General features: G+C 37.9%; 15 protein-coding genes. 7 read left to right on the top strand and 8 right to left on the bottom strand.

Annotated features, from left to right (window positions below; genetic code table 11):
• The first annotated feature begins 27 nt into the window (after positions 1-27).
• The 5 genes from AAOP42_RS17955 (at position 28) to AAOP42_RS17935 (ending at position 6,198) form a co-directional block, all read left to right on the top strand.
• A complete protein-coding gene (locus AAOP42_RS17955; protein WP_349529952.1) occupies positions 28-747 on the top strand; it encodes a 3'-5' exonuclease in 720 nt (239 codons plus the stop codon).
• A gap of 6 nt (positions 748-753) precedes the next feature.
• Complete coding sequence (locus AAOP42_RS17950) at positions 754-2,340, top strand: ABC transporter ATP-binding protein (RefSeq protein ID WP_349529951.1); 1,587 nt, start codon at positions 754-756, stop codon at positions 2,338-2,340.
• A 33-nt stretch (positions 2,341-2,373) separates the two neighbouring features.
• Positions 2,374-4,563 (top strand): ribonuclease R, encoded by a 2,190-nt coding sequence (rnr, locus tag AAOP42_RS17945; RefSeq protein ID WP_349529950.1) that lies wholly within the window; start codon positions 2,374-2,376, stop codon positions 4,561-4,563.
• Positions 4,526-5,509, top strand: a complete 984-nt coding sequence (locus tag AAOP42_RS17940) for a polyprenyl synthetase family protein (RefSeq protein WP_349529949.1) — start codon at positions 4,526-4,528, stop codon at positions 5,507-5,509. Before rnr ends, AAOP42_RS17940 begins: the two co-directional genes overlap by 38 nt.
• 68 nt (positions 5,510-5,577) lie before the next feature.
• Positions 5,578-6,198 carry a rhomboid family intramembrane serine protease gene (locus tag AAOP42_RS17935; protein ID WP_349529948.1) on the top strand — a complete coding sequence of 207 codons (621 nt, stop codon included), beginning with the start codon at positions 5,578-5,580 and terminating at the stop codon, positions 6,196-6,198.
• On the opposite strand, the gene AAOP42_RS17930 is transcribed toward AAOP42_RS17935, so the two are convergent.
• On the bottom strand, positions 6,195-7,250 hold the full coding sequence (locus AAOP42_RS17930) for an Ldh family oxidoreductase (RefSeq protein WP_349529947.1): 1,056 nt from the start codon (positions 7,248-7,250) through the stop codon (positions 6,195-6,197). The two genes, AAOP42_RS17935 and AAOP42_RS17930, sit on opposite strands and share 4 nt — an antisense overlap.
• Positions 7,251-7,351: 101 nt before the next feature.
• Between AAOP42_RS17930 and purB the strand changes: the two genes are divergently transcribed.
• Positions 7,352-8,707 (top strand): adenylosuccinate lyase, encoded by a 1,356-nt coding sequence (gene purB, locus AAOP42_RS17925; protein WP_349529946.1) that lies wholly within the window; start codon positions 7,352-7,354, stop codon positions 8,705-8,707.
• Between the two features lies 1 nt (position 8,708).
• Here the strand turns inward: purB and AAOP42_RS17920 are convergent, their stop codons facing one another.
• From AAOP42_RS17920 to bamG, 7 genes are all read right to left on the bottom strand, one after another.
• On the bottom strand, positions 8,709-9,134 hold the full coding sequence (locus AAOP42_RS17920; RefSeq protein ID WP_349529945.1) for a hypothetical protein: 426 nt from the start codon (positions 9,132-9,134) through the stop codon (positions 8,709-8,711).
• Positions 9,135-9,239: 105 nt separating this feature from the next.
• Positions 9,240-9,497 carry a DUF493 family protein gene (locus tag AAOP42_RS17915; protein ID WP_349529944.1) on the bottom strand — a complete coding sequence of 86 codons (258 nt, stop codon included), beginning with the start codon at positions 9,495-9,497 and terminating at the stop codon, positions 9,240-9,242.
• 56 nt (positions 9,498-9,553) lie between these two features.
• Complete coding sequence (locus AAOP42_RS17910; protein WP_349529943.1) at positions 9,554-11,668, bottom strand: peptidylprolyl isomerase; 2,115 nt, start codon at positions 11,666-11,668, stop codon at positions 9,554-9,556.
• A gap of 165 nt (positions 11,669-11,833) precedes the next feature.
• Entirely contained in the window at positions 11,834-13,120 is a 1,287-nt protein-coding gene (locus AAOP42_RS17905) for a hemolysin family protein (RefSeq protein ID WP_349529942.1), read from the bottom strand.
• A 189-nt stretch (positions 13,121-13,309) separates the two neighbouring features.
• Entirely contained in the window at positions 13,310-13,852 is a 543-nt protein-coding gene (gene lptC / locus AAOP42_RS17900; protein WP_349529941.1) for an LPS export ABC transporter periplasmic protein LptC, read from the bottom strand.
• Between the two features lie 86 nt (positions 13,853-13,938).
• The gene (locus tag AAOP42_RS17895) at positions 13,939-15,234 is read right to left on the bottom strand and encodes a tetratricopeptide repeat protein (protein WP_349529940.1); all 1,296 of its coding nucleotides are present in this window, start codon (positions 15,232-15,234) and stop codon (positions 13,939-13,941) included.
• A gap of 13 nt (positions 15,235-15,247) precedes the next feature.
• Positions 15,248-16,513 carry a BamG family beta-barrel-assembly machinery protein gene (gene bamG / locus AAOP42_RS17890; RefSeq protein WP_349529939.1) on the bottom strand — a complete coding sequence of 422 codons (1,266 nt, stop codon included), beginning with the start codon at positions 16,511-16,513 and terminating at the stop codon, positions 15,248-15,250.
• Between the two features lie 226 nt (positions 16,514-16,739).
• On the opposite strand from bamG, the gene AAOP42_RS17885 reads away from it, so the two are divergent.
• Entirely contained in the window at positions 16,740-17,843 is a 1,104-nt protein-coding gene (locus AAOP42_RS17885) for an anhydro-N-acetylmuramic acid kinase (protein ID WP_349529938.1), read from the top strand.
• Positions 17,844-18,005: the final 162 nt, after the last annotated feature.

The raw sequence follows: 18,005 nt of genomic DNA, 5'->3' as shown, positions 1-18,005 counted from the left end.
CCTCGCAATGACTCAAAATATTTGACTATGAAATTTTTAAAAAACCTAATATTCATTGACATTGAGACGGTTTCGGAGAAGCCAACTTTTTCTGACTTGTCAGAAAGGATGCAAAATTTATGGGTGAAGAAATCCATCTACCTGAAAAATGATGAGGAAATGAGTGCTGAGGAATTGTATGCCGAAAGGGCTGGGATTTACTCAGAGTTTGGCAAAGTGGTAGTCATTTCCATTGGCGTCTTTTATACTGATAAAGAAGGGAATCTCAACTTACGGATTAAGGCACTCTACAACGACGATGAAAAAGCACTTTTGGAAGAATTCATTCAAACAATAAACAAAAAACTGGATGAACAGAAAATCAAGCTATGCGCACACAATGGAAAGGAATTTGACTTTCCGTATATGGCAAGGCGTATGGTGGTCAACAGGATAGACATTCCGGGTTTTCTTCAACTCTCTGGTAAAAAACCCTGGGAAGTCGGACACATCGACACCATGGAATTATGGAAATTTGGTGACCGAAAGAGTTTTACGTCGCTGGAATTGCTTACGGCCATTCTCGATATCCCTTCACCCAAGGAGGACATGGATGGTAGTATGGTCTCTACAGTTTACTATCAGGAAAATGATCTGGAAAAAATAGCAAAATATTGCAACAGAGATGTGGAAGCTACGGCTCAACTATTTCTCCGATTAAAAGGAATAGAAATCCTACCTCCCGATAGGATTCATTTTGTGAATTGATATTAAATGGATTCTGGAAAAAATTCACCACTTATTCGCATTCAGGGTTTAACGGTTCGTTATGAAGCGAAAAACATCGAACAATGTGCCTTAAGAGATGTCAGCTTTTCAATATACAGAGGTGAACGTTTGGCTATAGTGGGGGAAACAGGCTCAGGGAAAACTACTTTGGGACGTGTTTTGTTGAATATCAATGATGAAAAAGCGGTCACAACTTTTCAATCCATCAATATCGAAAAAGAGCAGCAATTGTCTATTAGTTCATTAAATGAACTAAATCCACTGAGAGGCAAGACTTTTAGCATGCTTTTTCAAGAACCAACCCTTTATTTGAATCCTGTTATGAAATGCGGACATCAAATATTGGAAGCCATGCTGTTAGATGATGGCCTGGATAAAAAGGAAGCAGTAAAACATATTTTGGAGGAATTGGGAAAGGTTGGATTTGCAACTCCTGAGAAGATATATAATTCCTACTCCAACCAATTGTCAGGGGGAGAATGCCAGCGGGTGATGTTGGTAATGGCTACCATCAGAAACCCTGCGCTGTTGGTTGCAGATGAACCAACTTCTTCTTTGGACATTGCTTCCAAACAGATTATTTTGGAATACCTTCAAGTGTTATGTGAAAGTAAAGGAATGTCCATTGTGCTTATTTCCCATGACCTGTCGTTGGCACTGGATCATTCTGATAGAATCCTTGTAATGAGCAAAGGAAAGATGGTAGATGCCATTGACACTGCAAATTTTAGCTCTGATGAGAAAAGTGAATACACTCAAAAACTATTTCTCAACAGTGAAAAATTAGCAAATAGAAGCATAACTGAGAGGCAAGAAAAGCTGGAAGAACCATTTCTCACTGTAACCAACCTAAATATCCACCATGTTTCTTCAGGTGGTCGGTCGGTTTTTTTCAATAAAAAATTACATGCATTAAAGAATGCCAGCTTTTCCATTCAAAAAGGTGAAACATTGGGAATTCTTGGTGAGTCAGGAAGTGGAAAAAGTTCGCTTGCCTGGTGTCTTGCGGGGTTGCTCAAAAGCAGTTCGGGTTCTATTGACTTTATGGGGAATAAAATGGCGAAAGGTGATATCCAAATGGTGTTTCAAAATCCAGGATTGGCACTAAGCCCAAAACAAAAAGTGGGAAAGGCCGTTGAAGAGGTCTTAGTTACCAACAAACTAAAATACAACGGCAGCTACAACAAAGACCAGACATCTGTTTTATTTGACATGGTCAACCTTGATCACGATTTGATGGATAGGTTGCCACATCATTTGTCAGGGGGAGAAAAGCAGAGAGTTTGTATTGCTAAAGCACTGGCAGCTAACCCCCAATTAATCATATTCGATGAAGCCGTCTCCTCACTGGACGCTTCGGTCAAATTGGAGATTCTGGAATTGCTGGTGGCTTTGAGAAATAAATTAAACTTAACTTACATTTTTATCTCCCATGATTTTTCTGTCATTAAATTTGTGGCGGAAAGAGTGATGGTGATGCATCAGGGGGAAATCATAGAACAAAACAGCACACAGCAAATAATCAATCATCAGGATAATCCTGTCACTTCGAAATTAGTATTACAGTCGTGATTCCTTTCGAAATTCTACACGACAAAAATTAACATGGCAAAAAAGAAATCAAGAGGGAATAAATTCAAAGCGAAAAAAACACTTTCGGTTGAATTTATTCAACAAAAAATAAGACAATTGTTTGAGACCAATCCGGGACAGACATTTTCAATAAGACAAATAATAAACAAAACAGGAATTCGTGATCTACAATCAAAAGAACTGGCTTTTAATGTAGTGATGGACATGGCGGATGACAATGAAATATTGAAGCTCCGTAATAATTCTTTCCGCAGCAAGGCGGAGGCTGTCAGTATTGTAGGCAGAGTAGATCATGTAAACAAGAGGTTTGCTTATGTGATATCTGAAGATGCAGAAGAGGATATCTGGGTAAAAACAGAAGATCTCAAATCCGCAATTGACGGAGACATTGTATCTGTCCAACTAAAAGCAAGTAGAAACGGCAAAAAGGTAGAGGGAAAGGTTATTGACATTGTTGAACGAAAAAAGAAGGAATTTGTAGGACGTATTGAAATCATGCCCCGATATGCGTTTGTTGTCCCCGACAATAGAAAGATACACATTGATGTATTTGTTTATCCTGAAAAAATCGGGAAGGCCAAACACAACGATAAGGTAATTGTTAAGATAAAAGAATGGCATGGCGGATCAAATAAAAACCCTATTGGTGAGGTGAAAGAAATCCTTGGGAAAGCCGGAGAAAATGAAACGGAAATTCATTCTATCATGGCCGAATTCGATTTGCCATTTAGATTCCCTTCCCATATAGAGCAGGAAGCAGAAAAAATTCCTGAATTGATTGAAGAGGATGAGATCAAGAAAAGAAAGGATTTTAGGAAAACCACCACTTTTACTATTGACCCGGTAGATGCCAAAGATTTTGATGATGCCATTTCTCTTAAAAAATTAAAGAATGGTAATTTTGAAATTGGGGTTCATATAGCAGATGTATCTCATTATGTAAAGCCTGGTTCTATTTTGGATAAAGAAGCTGTAGAAAGAGCTACTTCGGTATATCTGGTGGACAGGACTATTCCAATGCTTCCTGAAAAACTGTCAAACGGTGTTTGTTCTCTACGACCAAATGAAGACAAGCTGACTTTTGCAGCAGTTTTCGAAATTACGCCTGAAGCGGAAATCAAGAAACATTGGTTTGGAAGGACAGTGATTCATTCCGATAGGAGGTTCGCCTATGAGGAAGCACAAGAAAGAATTGAAAGTAATGAAGGGGATTTCGCTAAAGAAATAAACACATTGAATGCTCTGGCAAAGCTTTTTAAGAAGCAAAGATTTGCCAAGGGAGCCATCAATTTCGAAACCGTTGAGGTAAAATTTCAGCTCGATGAAAATGGCAAGCCCCTGGGAATTATTCCAAGGGAAAGAAAAGATGCACATAAGTTGGTAGAGGAATTTATGCTATTGGCCAATAAATATGTCGCCGAGCATGTATTCGGCTTGCACAAAGGAGAAGATACATTTGTTTACAGAACACATGATGCACCTGATCCTGAAAAATTGGAAGCATTCTCAAAATTTGCCGTTCGTTTTGGACACAAGCTCAACATGGTGCCAGGAAAAGTATCCAGTTCATTAAATACTTTGATGGATGACATCAAAGGAAAACCCGAGCAAAACGTATTGGAATCGTTGGCTATACGGTCTATGGCCAAAGCCAAATATACCACCGATCCAAAAATGCATTTTGGTTTGGCATTTCCACATTACACACATTTTACTTCACCTATCAGGCGGTATCCCGATGTGATGGTACACAGGCTTTTGCAGCACTACATCGACAAGCAAAAATCTCCTGATCCCAAAGAATACAATGAGTTGTGTTTGCACTCATCAGAAAGAGAAAAACGTGCAGCTGATGCTGAAAGGGCTTCCATTAAGTACAAACAAGTAGAATTTATGGCTTCTGTGGAAAACAAACCATTTGAGGGTATTGTTTCAGGAATTACAGAGTGGGGTGTGTTTGTGGAAATAACAGAAACAAAATGTGAGGGTATGGTACGCATATCCGATATGGATGATGACTACTACGAGTACGACGATAAAAATTATTGTCTGGTAGGAAAAAGAAATAGGAAAGTAATTACGCTGGGAGATAAAGTGACAGTGGTAGTGATCAAGACGGACATCAACCGTCGTACAATAGATTTGGAATTTGTAGAAGTGGAAAATGAAGACGAACCGGAATATAGACATATTAGTTTCTGAGTTAAACAAAAGTATTAAGGAGCTGAATTTTGGAGGTTATCCAGCAGAGTTGTATGAGCCTATTGAATATATATTGACTCTAGGTGGCAAAAGGATGCGCCCATTGTTGACTCTTTTGGCCTATGGCATTAAGAAAGAGGACTGGCAGAAAATATTGAAACCAGCTCTGGCCGTGGAAGTGTTTCATAATTTTACTTTAGTGCATGATGACATTATGGATGATGCCCCCTTGCGTAGGGGAAAAACCACTGTGCATGAAAAATGGAATAGCAATACCGCTATATTGTCCGGTGATACCATGTCAATATATGTTTACGAATTATTACTGGAAGCAGAAACAGATGACATTGCTTATATACTCAGGCAATTCAACCGATGTGCCATAGAGGTGTGTGAAGGACAGCAACTTGATATGAATTTTGAGACAGAAGAAAGAATCGAGGAGATTGACTACATCAACATGATCATGTTAAAAACTGCTGTTTTGCTTGGTTTTAGCCTGGAGCTTGGAGGGTTGTTAGGGGGAATGACCAAAGAAGAAGCCGTCAAACTGAGGAACTTTGGTATTCACATGGGAATCGGGTTTCAGTTGAAGGATGACATCCTAGATGTATATGGCGAACAGGAAAAGTTTGGTAAGCAGGTTGGTGGTGACATTATTTCCAACAAAAAAACGTTTTTATTGATCAAAGCAATGGAACTGGCGAATGCTGACCAGAAAAACACTCTTACTTTACTGCTGCAAGACAAAGAAATTGATTCGATAAAAAAGGTAAATGCAGTTAAAGAATTGTACGATGAATTGGGTGTAAAGGAAGCGTCTGAAGAAAAGATGAATCTGTTTTTTGATAAAGCTTTTGCTACTCTGGATCAACTAAACGAACCGGAAGAATCTTTGGTAGAATTGAAAGAGTTTGCCAAATCGATAATAGCAAGAGACAAATAGGTGGTTGCTTCGAAAATAACAATTACAGGAATAGTAGAATAAAAATACATTTAAAACGGGCTTTGAGTATGTCATTTAGTATCATCATTATCATAGTAACAATTGCAATCAGTATGACTGGTTGGAATAAACCAGACCTTCAGCATAAACTAATGATGAATCCTTATGCCGTAACTAAAAGTGGTCAGTTTTATCGTATGATCAGTTCAGGGTTTGTACATGCTAACTGGGTTCATCTGGGTTTTAATATGTTTACTTTTTTCTTTTTTGGAAGACTGATAGAAGATATGTACACCTATATCCTTGGCCCAAGTGGTCCATATTATTTTTTAGCACTCTACCTGATAGGTATTGTAGTTTCTGACATTCCATCCATTTTGAAGCACAAAGACCATCCACATTACAATTCTTTAGGGGCATCCGGAGGAGTATCTGCTGTAGTATTTAGCAGCATACTTTTTCTCCCTACCAATCCGATATGTCTGTATGGCATCATTTGTATTCCGGGATTTATTTTAGGTGCTTTATACCTTATTTATTCGTACTATGAGGGAAAAAGAATGGCAGACAATGTGAACCACCATGCACACTTGGTAGGTGCTTTGTTTGGTGTAGTGTTTAGTATATTTATTCAGCCGTCTGTCATCAGTACTTTTTTCAATGAGGTAGTTAACTATCGCATTTTCTAGGATTGTTTATTTTCTGGCATTACCACCCCCAGTTTTTCACCCCAGCTTTCCAATGACTGTACGATAGAAGGATTCAAGACAACCCCTTCCTTTTTTTGTTTGTCACGAAGATTCATTGCACGATGGCCAGGTAGCCGAACGGGATTGCCCGGGTCAATAGGTTTGCTGGCAAGACTGGCTTCTGCTAAAAATTGTGCTTGTCTTTTAAAATTTTCCAATCCACCAAAGCCTTCAGGATCGAAGACCTGCAAAAAGACAGAAGCACCCCAATCAGTAGGAGAATCCGCACGACCATGCCCTCCAAGCCCTGAAGTCAACATTTCTATCAGTAAACCAAGACCAAAACCTTTATAGCCAGCATCCTGACCTCCCAAAGGCAATATAGTAGCAGGAGGATTTTCCATAAAGGAGGCAGGATCATCCGTTACTTCGCCCTTGCCATCTTGAAGCCATGGATGAGGTAGTTTTTTCCCCTGAGCATAACTTTGATTAATCAACCCATTGGCGGTGCTGGACATACTGATGTCTATAATAACTGGTTTTCCTTCTGTCGGAAAACCAATGGCAAGTGGATTGGGACTATAAACACCTTCCAATCCACCAAATGGAGCTACTGTGGCATTGATTGGATCGGAACACGACAACAACATCATCAATCCTTTTTCTGTTGCACGCTCGGGATATGCCGCCAAACAACCAATGTGATGACTTTTTTGAATGGTCATAGTGACAACCGGATGCTTTGTGATTCTTTCTAAAGCCAAATCTATTGCCTCATGAATCAACCATGGACCTGGCAAATACTGCCCATCCCAGGCTATGCTTGCGCCTGTATCCCGAATGGTGCGAGGATCACCAGACAATTTCATTTTTCCTTTTGTTGCACTGTCCAAATACGGAGACAGCAAAGACAAACCATGTGTGCTATGTCCCATGAGGTCAGATTCCACCAACGTACTTGCTGTAATTTTTGCTCTGTCCTCTGGCAGTCCTGCTCTTGTCAACAGGCTGGTGGCAAATCTTATTAGATTTTTATGTTGAAATTTGATCATACCGGAATTTACTGTCAGAAAATGTAACCATAAAATAAAACTGTATTAAAATATAGTGCTTCGAATTCACTAATTTTGCGCCTTCATTATTTATAATGCACATGGATTTAAATACTCTTACGGCCATTTCACCAGTAGATGGCAGATACCGCAAAAACACCATTGAACTGGCACAATACTTTTCAGAATATGGTTTGATCAAAAACCGGGTACATGTAGAGGTGGATTATTTCATTGCCCTGTGCAACCTTCCTTTGCCCCAACTACAAGAGGTTGACAAAAATATTTTTCCTGTATTGAGAAAAATAGTATCTCAATTTTCAGAAGAAGATGCTTTGTCAATCAAGGAGGTAGAGAAGACTACCAATCATGATGTAAAAGCGGTTGAGTATTTTTTGAAAGAAAAATTTGACAATTTGGGTTTGTCCAAATTCAAAGAATTTATTCACTTCGGATTGACCTCACAGGACATCAATAATACTTCAGTTCCTTTGCAGATAAAAGATGCGTTGAATGAAAAGTTTTTACCATTATTGCATCAGGTACTGGATCAATTGAATGGGTTGGCGAGAGAGTGGAAAGATGTGCCAATGTTAGCCAAAACTCATGGACAACCGGCATCTCCTTCTACTGTAGGAAAAGAGCTACTTGTTTTTTGCGAACGATTATCCGTTCAGATCAATACACTGAAATCCATACCTTTTTCGGCCAAATTTGGGGGAGCTACGGGCAATATGAATGCCCACCATGTGGCATATCCAAATATAGACTGGAACAGCTTTGCTAAAAAATTCGTCAACGATACGCTCGGGTTAGATAGAAGTTATCCAACAACCCAGATCGAGCACTATGACAACCTTGCTGCTTTATTTGACAACCTGAAAAGGATCAACACTATCCTCATTGATTTTAGCCGCGATGTATGGCAGTATGTCTCTATGGGTTATTTCAAACAAAAAATAGTAAAAGGAGAAACAGGATCTTCGGCAATGCCGCATAAAGTAAATCCAATCGATTTTGAAAACGCTGAAGGAAATCTTGGTATTGCAAATGCGATATACGACCACCTTTCCAGCAAATTACCTATTTCCAGGTTGCAACGGGATTTAACAGATTCTACCGTGTTGAGAAATATTGGAGTACCTGTTGCACATGGGTTTATTGCTTTAAAATCATTGGAAAAAGGATTGAAAAAACTGGAACTGAATGAACCAGCGATTCATAAGGATCTTGAAGATAATTGGGCAGTAGCATCTGAGGCTATCCAGACTATTTTGAGACGGGAAGGCTATCCTAAACCTTATGAAGCCTTGAAGGAGCTTACGAGAACCAATCAGGCTATAACGGAACAAAGTATCAAAGATTTTATAGAGACATTGAACGTAAGCGAAAGTGTGAAGGAGGAATTGAGGGCTATTACACCGTTCAATTATGTGGGGATAAATCCATTTAACTAAATTATCCTGTACGATCTCCCGTAGAACCCTGACATTCTTTTAGTCGCTTGTTTACGGTGATTTTCCACCAGGGACCTCTTCTCAATACCAGTTTGGTTTTAACCCAACCATTGTGGAAGAATCGTTCCCAATATGATTTTAGATCAATAGTGGATTTTTCCTGAGCCATATATTCAAAACCCATTTTGCGCGTAACAGATAGTGCACAGGGATTACCGTATAGTGTGCCATTAGTCCGTCTTTTGTAGATATACATGAGTTTTTCACTCTTAGGGCGGTATTTCTTTTTATCTTCCTTGACTTTTTTGTCCACTTTTCTTGTAGGCATATTTTCTTCTATACTCGTTTGGGCTTCAGCTTTTAGGCAGATCAATAAAAGCAGAAATACTGCAAATACCAGTTTTAAAATGTGGAAATTCCCGTTCATAACACTTTTATATTCTTTACGAATATAAGTGAAATTTTAAATGAGTCCTCTATAAGTCTTATGAATATCGGTGCTCGACTTAGAGTCTGACACTCACTTTAGTAGTTAAAGTGAAATGATCCCTTTAACGACACTGGCACGATTGTAATATTCAATGATGGTGTCACTGGAGTCGGCCATGATGTTTATGGAAACACTTATATAGTTGCCATTTTTAGAAGGGCGGATCTGGTGGTCATGCTTTGCAAATATGACCAGAAGATCATCCAGGCTTTCCTGAGGCACTATAAATTTAAACGGATACAAAGCCGGAAAGCTGTATTGCTGATCCAGTCTTTCCTGAAATGAACTTGTGTCTGACATAAAACAAAAAAGGGAACGGTTAATCCCGCTCCCATATAATTTATCTTGAATTTTTATTAAAAGAACTTATATCTGTTGTCTTCTATCTCTGCCAATTCTTTGACACTAGCATCTATATTGAAAGCCATTCTTGATTGTCTTTTTTGCTGAACCTGCCCCTGATAAGGCACATAATCTGCGATCTCTACAGGATCGACTTTATTAATCAACTCAATTACAATCACTCCATTGTCTAGTGCAAATGGCTTGGTTTTTTCTCCATTTTCCATAGAAAATATAGTTCCAACTGCTTCAGGGGCTAATCCAACACTATTCAAAGAATTGCTGCTCAATTTTACTCCATTCATGCTATATACTTTCGCATCCGAACCATAAGCATCAGCAACCTCCTGAAGTGATCCACTTGAAGATGCCAGTTTGTCAATAATAATTTTTGATTTCTTCTGGTCTTTAACCTTACGTTCTATTTCATTTCTTACGGCATTCAACTTAGCAGTTCCCTTGCCCTGCATTCCAGTCATCACAGCGATTACATAATAATTGTCAAGTTCATAGATTTCAGATACATCCCCTTTTTTTGCAGTGTTAAATAACCATGATACAATGCTTCTGGCTTCTGTCAGAGTACCTATTCTTCTGTCATTTTTGCCAATTCGATCTGCTGTTTTCACTTCAAGACCACTTTCGGTGCTGTTTTTTTCAAAATCAGATAAGGTTGTGCTTTTCACAGAAAACATCTCTGCTTCCCTGTAGTATTTATTTCTGGTTTGATCGCTTACATAGATTTCCAGTTCAACCTTACCTACTTTATAAGAAAGATTGGTTTTGAGCTCAGTGACATCAATGATGTGAAATCCAAAATCTGTTTCAACAACATCTTTTAGCAAACCGGTTTTAGTAGCTGCAAACACCGCTTCCTGAAATGGAGCAACCATTTGACCTTCGTTGAACCATCCTAAATCCCCACCTCTTGATGCGGTACCATCAGTACCATGAATTCTTGCCATTTCAGCAAAATCAGCACCATCACGTATTTCTTTCAATATTTTTCTGGCCTCACTTTTAGCCTTGGCTTTTGCTGCATCTGAATCACCTTCCGGCTTGAAAAGTATATGACTGGCTTTTGCAGAATATTGTAACCCTTCGGATACGGATGCGAGTTTGTAGAGCGCATATTTTCCGTTTTCTAACTGAGGGCCAACTACAGTACCTTCAGGTACCAACTCTCCGTCCTGAAACAATACTTCCGGAACGTTATCCGCACGATAAGTCACATAAGGCAAGGTGCCATCTGAGTTTACAACAGAGAAAATGGAATCATTTTCAGCAGTAGCAAATCCCTTTTTCAAGGCTTCAATTTCCTTTTTGACAATAGCTGTATCTCCGGCAGATGGAATAACTTCGAAAGTTACATACTTAATACTCCTTGTATCTTCTCTTTGGTACTCATCTTCATGAGCTTCCAAATAATCTTCCAACTCATCATCACTTACAGAAACAGCACTGTCACTCAAAGTATAGTATGGCACATACACGTATTGAACATCTGCTGTAGCAGCAGTTGCTTTGTATTCCAGTTTTGCTTCTTCTTCGGTAGCATAATTGGTCTTCAGTAGAAGGTTTTCATATTTTAACCTCCTTCTGCCGGGACCTAAGTTGCTTTCAAACTGATACCAGGCTGCTCTTTGCTGAGGTGGTTGATTAGAAAGACTTTTAAGAAACTCAACAACTAAGTTCTTATCAAACTGACCGGTTTGCTGGTTGGTGAAAATAGGAATTTGTTTGATCTGCGGGCTGATGTTTTCACCCTGAACCATATCTACCAATTCATCTTCTGATACTTCTACTCCTAATTTATCAAACTGATTTTTATAAGCTATTTCAGCAATTAAAGCATCCCACGCCTGATTCCGAATAGAGACCAATTCGTTTGAAGAAGGGCTTCTTCCGGTACTTGACTGAAAGTTAAATGAAACCTCATCTATTTTTGCCAAATAGTCGTCTCTGGTAATTGTGTTTCCGGCAATTTCTCCTACATCTGTATTGGCTCCACCTAATAATGCAGAATTGGGACCTAGAAGGTCTGCTCCAACGAACGAAATAATTGAAAAAGCTATCACGCCTACAACTACTTTCCCCATTTTATTCCTTAGCGTATTTATTAATGCCATTTGTTAATGCTTTTTAAATAAATTTTATAGTTTCTATTCTTAAAAAGTCCTTCAAATTTTCGTTGAAAACTCCGAAATAATCGGACAATAAATATTAGAAGAGGCGCAAAAGTAATTATATATGTTCTTAAAAACCAAATTTTTAGAACCTTAGAGAAATGTATATCAATCTTCAGTTAACGTGTTGTCAATCTGTAACTTTATCTTTTCTATTCTGGTGTCTTCCATTGATAAAATTTCCATTGAAAACTTCGAAAACGTAATGATTTGGTTGAGTTCCGGCAGGTTTTCATTAATGGATAAAACCAACCCTCCTAAAGTGTCATATTCTCCTTCAGGAAGCCCCCATTCGTATTTGTCATTCAAATAATCAATTTCAACCCTGCCGCTTAATATATAAGTATTGTCATCTAATGCTATTTCCGTGAGGTCTTCATCATCATGCTCGTCTCTGATTTCTCCAAAGATTTCTTCTATTATGTCTTCGATGGTCACAATACCGGAAGTCCCACCATATTCATCTACTACCAATGCCATGCTTTTGTGCTCAGAGATCAGCTGGATGAGCAATTCATTGGCTGCCATAGTTTCAGGCACTATGGTAATCTTGGTAAGAATGTCTTTGATGTATTTGGGCTTGTTGAACAGTTCAAAAGTATGACAATACCCAATGACATTATCTATTGACTCATCATAAACAACGATCTTGGAATGCCCACTTTCAATCAATGCTGTTTTTAGTTCATCAATATCCTCTGACACATCCACACCAACGATTTCAGTACGGGGAATCATACATTCACGAACCTTGACCGTTTTGAATTCTAAAGCGTTGTTAAATATTTTGGTGTTGATTTCATCTTCGGGTGTAGTTTCTGTTTTGGTACTGATAAGGTTTTTTACGTAATGGTTTAGGTCAGTGAGGCTGAATATGGGCTTGTCTTCCGAATATTCCAGCCTTAATACCTGAGTAATGAAAAATTTGCTGGTAACGGTTACTAAATATACCGCAGGGAACAAGAGATAGTATATTATCAGGAATGGAATTGAAAATACGGAGAGCAAAAAGTACGGATTTATCATAAAAATACTTTTTGGTAAAAACTCCGCTGTGATCAATACGATCAATGTAGAAATAATGGTCTGTACTAATAAAATTGAGATGTCACCTGTCAGTTTTTCCGGTAAAATACCAATCACCCATGGTTCTAATAATACAGCCATGAGGATGCCATACAACACAAGAGCCAGGTTGTTTCCAACCAGTATAGTGGAAATGAAACGGGAAGGGTGGTTGGCAAACCTTGAGATGATGCGCCCTGATATTGATCCTTGTTTTCCTCTCAATTCAATATGAAGCCTGTTTGACGAGATAAAAGCGATTTCCATGCCGGAGAACAAGGCTGAAAACAATAAACAAATAATAATTAAGCTAACCTGATATGGATCCATTTGGACAAGTGAGTTAGGACTTCTTTGTTTTGTCCTTTTTAATTTTATATAAAAGTAATAGAGATATACTTAACATAAAAATCCAATAAGAATATGAAAAACCAAGTGTCATGGTTTGATGGATTCCAATGATAAAGAACCCTGCTGAAAGGGTCAATAGGACTATCTGTAATAAATTATTATTCATAGTTAAAACTGCTCGTCAATAGACAAAGTGCCGGATGGGTTCAAGATGGTGTAGGATTCAAAATCCTGATCTGCGGTCAGTCCTTCTCCAGTGTGAATTTCATCCTCAGATTTGATGGTTACAAATTTATCAGTATGTACTTTTTCTTCATCAGGTTCCCAAATCAATTCTTCAGTGGACAACTCATCTTTACTGACTACATTATATAGCAGCACATTTCCTTCAGCCTTGTAATGATTTTCTTTTTTGATATAGTATCCCCGATCTCCGACGAGTATTGATGATATTTCTTCATTTTTATCAAAAAATTCCAGATAAATGCCATCAGGAAACTCCCGGTCATCATTGTCCAGTATTAATTGTTTGGGAGCTTTAAGTTTAATTTTAACCTTTACAGAGTCACTAAAGATCAATGTGACACTATCCATTTCTATAGAAGGCCCCTCAAAGGTTTCTTTCTCAAGCACGTTTTTGTTTTTCTCATCTACACACGAGAAAATTGAAATTGCGAGAATTAAAATTATATAAAACCTAATTGTATTCATGCGATTGATAGTGCTCAACTATAAAACAAAAAAGCATCCCTGTTATTTTAAACAAGGATGCTAATATTATTTATTTTTTGCTTTGACTATGGTCTTCGAGCAAGTTTGACAGACTCATTGATCCAACATCCACAATTCATTACTTCTCCTTCTTTAAGACCAAGTTCAAAAATCTCTTCAATTGATGGAAACTGCTCTTTGGCATTTTGCATCATAGAAGAATTTCCGGCTTTCTGGTATTGATTGTAGGCGGCTATAAATACCAGTCGGTCATCAACTTTGCTTACTCCCTGACGACATTCCTGATAGCTCTGCATGTAAAGATTCCCTATCAATACGTACCCATCGTTCATTGACGGGTCTATAGCCAGTGCTTTACGAGCCTGTGTTCTGGCAGCAACTTTCTGTCCTTTGGATGAGTACAGTTGTGCTTTGCTCATATAGATTTCAGCCTTCTTTAAATTGTCATCGGCATACTCTATTGCTTTATCATAGTAGGTATGGGCAGTTTCTAAATCACCTGCTGAGGCGTGTTTCAATGCAATAACTTTTGCCAATCCGAACTCCGGTTCTTTTTCAAATAAGATTATTGCAGACTCAAGGAACAAGGGACTATCGGTACATTTTCCGGTAAGCATTAGTTGAAATACTTTTTTGGCTACTTTCAAATCGCCAGTTTCCTTCATTTTAGGCCCTAGGTTGTTTTCAACAAATTCGCAATCTACAGTAACTATTTGGGTCAGCATGCTGTCAATTGTTTCCTGATATTTTTCAAGCTTGCTTACATTTTTGCCTTGTTTGATTTTAATTTCAATGATATCTGAAATCTCACCATATTTATCAATAATATCTTCATCAGTTATGTCTCCCTTACTAAGCTTATACCTTCTGATTATGTCCATATAGCCAATTAGATTGTTGTCTATTGTTTTTTGGCCATTTAATTTCATGGTTTTGTCAAACAACTCAAGCATTTCTTTGTATTTGCTTTTGTTCCCTTTGTGGTACTTGTATGCAATAAGTGCCTTTCTGTTTAGCACATTCCCTTCATCACCAAAATATTTTATTCTAAGGTCGTACATTTCAAGAGCTTTGTCCTGAAATGCTATTTTTTTAGCAGCGTCAGACTCTTTATCTGCCAAGCCTTCATAAATTTTGGCTCCATTGATATAAAGGGATTCATTCAGATTTGGTGCTTTTTCTAAAAGCCATTGATGGGGTTCAATAGCAGTTTGGAATTGATCACTTTTAAGTGCATCAGTATATAATGCATTTTTTTCCTTAGCTTTCTCAACATCTTCGGGCCAGTTCCACCCCGGCTGTGCTATTGTTGTAACGGTAATAAATAGGCATATCAACCCTAAGAATACTTCTCTTTTCATTTTTAATGTTGGTTTAATAATATTTTCTTCTTTCAAACCACTTATCGTTAATAGTGGCACCCAATACAAATTTAAAATATCTTTCTCTAATTAAGTCGTTCGATTTAGTCCCCCTTTGGCCTAATTTAAAAGCTAAGTCTAAACCTGAAACGGTATTAAATGGCAAAGTCCAGCCAAAATTAATGCCAAAGTCGTTTATGGTATTTCCATTTATAACATAAGGTACTTGTTGGTAGTTGAATCCAAACCTATACCTAATCCTTTTAAAGTAGCTGCTTACGCTGGTATAATCCGGAATAAATTCCATTCCTAATCCAACCGTTAAAGCACTTCTATATTCCTGGCTATTTGATTCTGATTCGGCAAACTGTTTCCAACTCTGCCTTTTTATGTCCATTGAGATAGTATAGGCATTTAACTTTTCATAAGAAAAACCAAAGCCAAGCTCTGAAGGGAGGCTAAAAATTTCCTTTTGATTATTAATCAGAGTATCTCCGGGAATTGGAGTGTTTGAACCGCTTTTTCTCTGAAGTCTTACAAGACTGGTGCCATTCAAATCTGAGGCTCTTTCAAAGATCATCCCCAAATTGAAATACTTTTTGTCGGATATCTTTTTCCTGTATGCTAATCCTCCTCCTAATTTAAATCCACGATAATCGGTTTTTTCAAACAAACCAGAGGCAAGCGGGGCAAAAAAGTCTTCATCCCCGAGAAAAGTGGTAGTTTCTTTTTCCACAAACCCGAAAAGGAAAGATGTCTTTACTCCGATTGTTAATCCCTTACCCAAAGTCACTCCATTAGAAAAATAAGCTTGAGTGATTCCCCCATTCCCTTTGAAATTAAATGTTACAGGAGTTGTTGTTCCTTCTACAATGTCGTTAGCAATTACATTATAATTGACAGAACTGTAAGGAAGAAAACCAATACTGGACGTCCATTTTGCTGGCATTATAGGAAACGCAAATGCCATATACCTCAACCCCCCTGTCCCGCTCTTTTGAGTTTGTGTTTGACTTGACACTGTTCTTGATTCTGCTCCAAGACCCATTTGAAATGATGTGAGGGTATTGTAAGGTAAGAGAGCCGGGTTCAAATTATTGATATGCCAGAAGGATGGAGACCCAATTCCTACTTCTCCCATACCTAGCTGGTTAGAAAGGCTCATATCGGAGATGTCACCGATACCATTTATGGTATATGGTGAAAACGTATGTTGTGCCATAAGACTATGACTACACAATACAAGCAACAATACAATCGACTGGCTAATCTTTCTCATTTAATGTCTTTTCCATATTAAATTGACTACACACAATTTAAGGGCTGCAAAGATGCGAGCTTTTGTGTTAGATTCAAAACAATTTTGTAATACACCCTATATTAGCTTCATTAATTAGGCAATAGTGAAGTGTTTCTTACATAATACGCTTTGAAAAGAGAAAATGCCCCAGCTTGAATAATGAGAATACTTCAAAATAGGTTGTCGTGAAAAAAAATAATTTGATATGTTAAACAATTCATACACTTCTATAGGGCTCATGTCGGGCACTTCACTCGATGGCCTGGACATGGCCTATTGTCGTTTTTGGCAAGAAGGTTCAAAATGGGAATACCAGATTTTGAAAGCAACCTGTCTGGAATACCCGAATGAGTTATTCTTAAAATTGAAGAATGCCAAGGGTATGTCAGGAGAGGAATTGGCCAAACTTGACATTGATTATGGCAAATGGCTTGCAGATGTTGTCAACTCATTTATTTTCAAAGAAAATATAAAACCGGATTTTATTGCGTCACATGGGCATACAGTTTTTCATCAGCCGGAAAACTCAATAACCCTTCAGGTCGGTTCAGGTAATGAGATTTTTGTCAAATGTGCCATTCCTGTCGTTTGTAATTTTAGGCAATTGGATGTTGCTTTGGGAGGGCAGGGAGCCCCTTTGGTTCCCATCGGAGATAAACTCTTGTTTGGAGATTTTGATTTTTGTTTAAATCTGGGGGGAATAGCAAATATTTCCACAAACCTATTGGGTAAAAGAATTGCTTATGATATTGTTCCCGTCAATATCCTTCTTAACCATCAGGCAGCACGAGCCAATATGACTTATGACAATGGAGGAAGTTTAGCATCTCAGGGAAGTATAATAGAAAAATTATTGGTACAACTTGAAGCTTTAGACTTTTATAAAACCTCTTTCCCAAAATCACTTGGGAGTGAATGGATAGAGGAAAATATTTTATCAATAAAGGGATTTGATCATCATCCTCCCGAAAATATTTTACGCACATATATAGAACATATTGCCAGTAGAATAAGCTCAGAAATTATCGCTCTGAGTGATAATGATCCAAATCTGATTCAAAAAATACTAGTTACTGGTGGAGGTGCATGGAACACTTACTTAATTAACACGCTGAAGAAAAAACTAGGGGATAAGTATGACGTGCTCGTGCCCAATAAGGATTTGGTAAATTTCAAAGAGGCACTAATATTCGCTTTTTTGGGTTTATTAAGGATAAAAAGCCTCAATAATTGTCTTGCTTCGGTGACTGGAGCATCAAGGGACAACTGTGGAGGGGTAATAATTTCTTCTCAAAATATTATTTTGTAGTTAATGGAGAAAAACTAATATTGTTCCATTTTTTCAATTAAAATTGCCATAGTGTAGTTTGAATTTGTTAGACCTAACTTTATATTTAACAAATTATTTATCTTGAATCTGCTGTGGATAATTTATAAAATGCTTAATTTTTAATTCGATTACCAGCCTAAG

Origin of the sequence: Reichenbachiella sp. MALMAid0571 (assembly GCF_040151475.1) — a bacterium.
In the GTDB taxonomy this organism is placed as follows: domain Bacteria; phylum Bacteroidota; class Bacteroidia; order Cytophagales; family Cyclobacteriaceae; genus CAXBNB01.
This window is presented reverse-complemented; position numbering and strand designations above follow the sequence as displayed.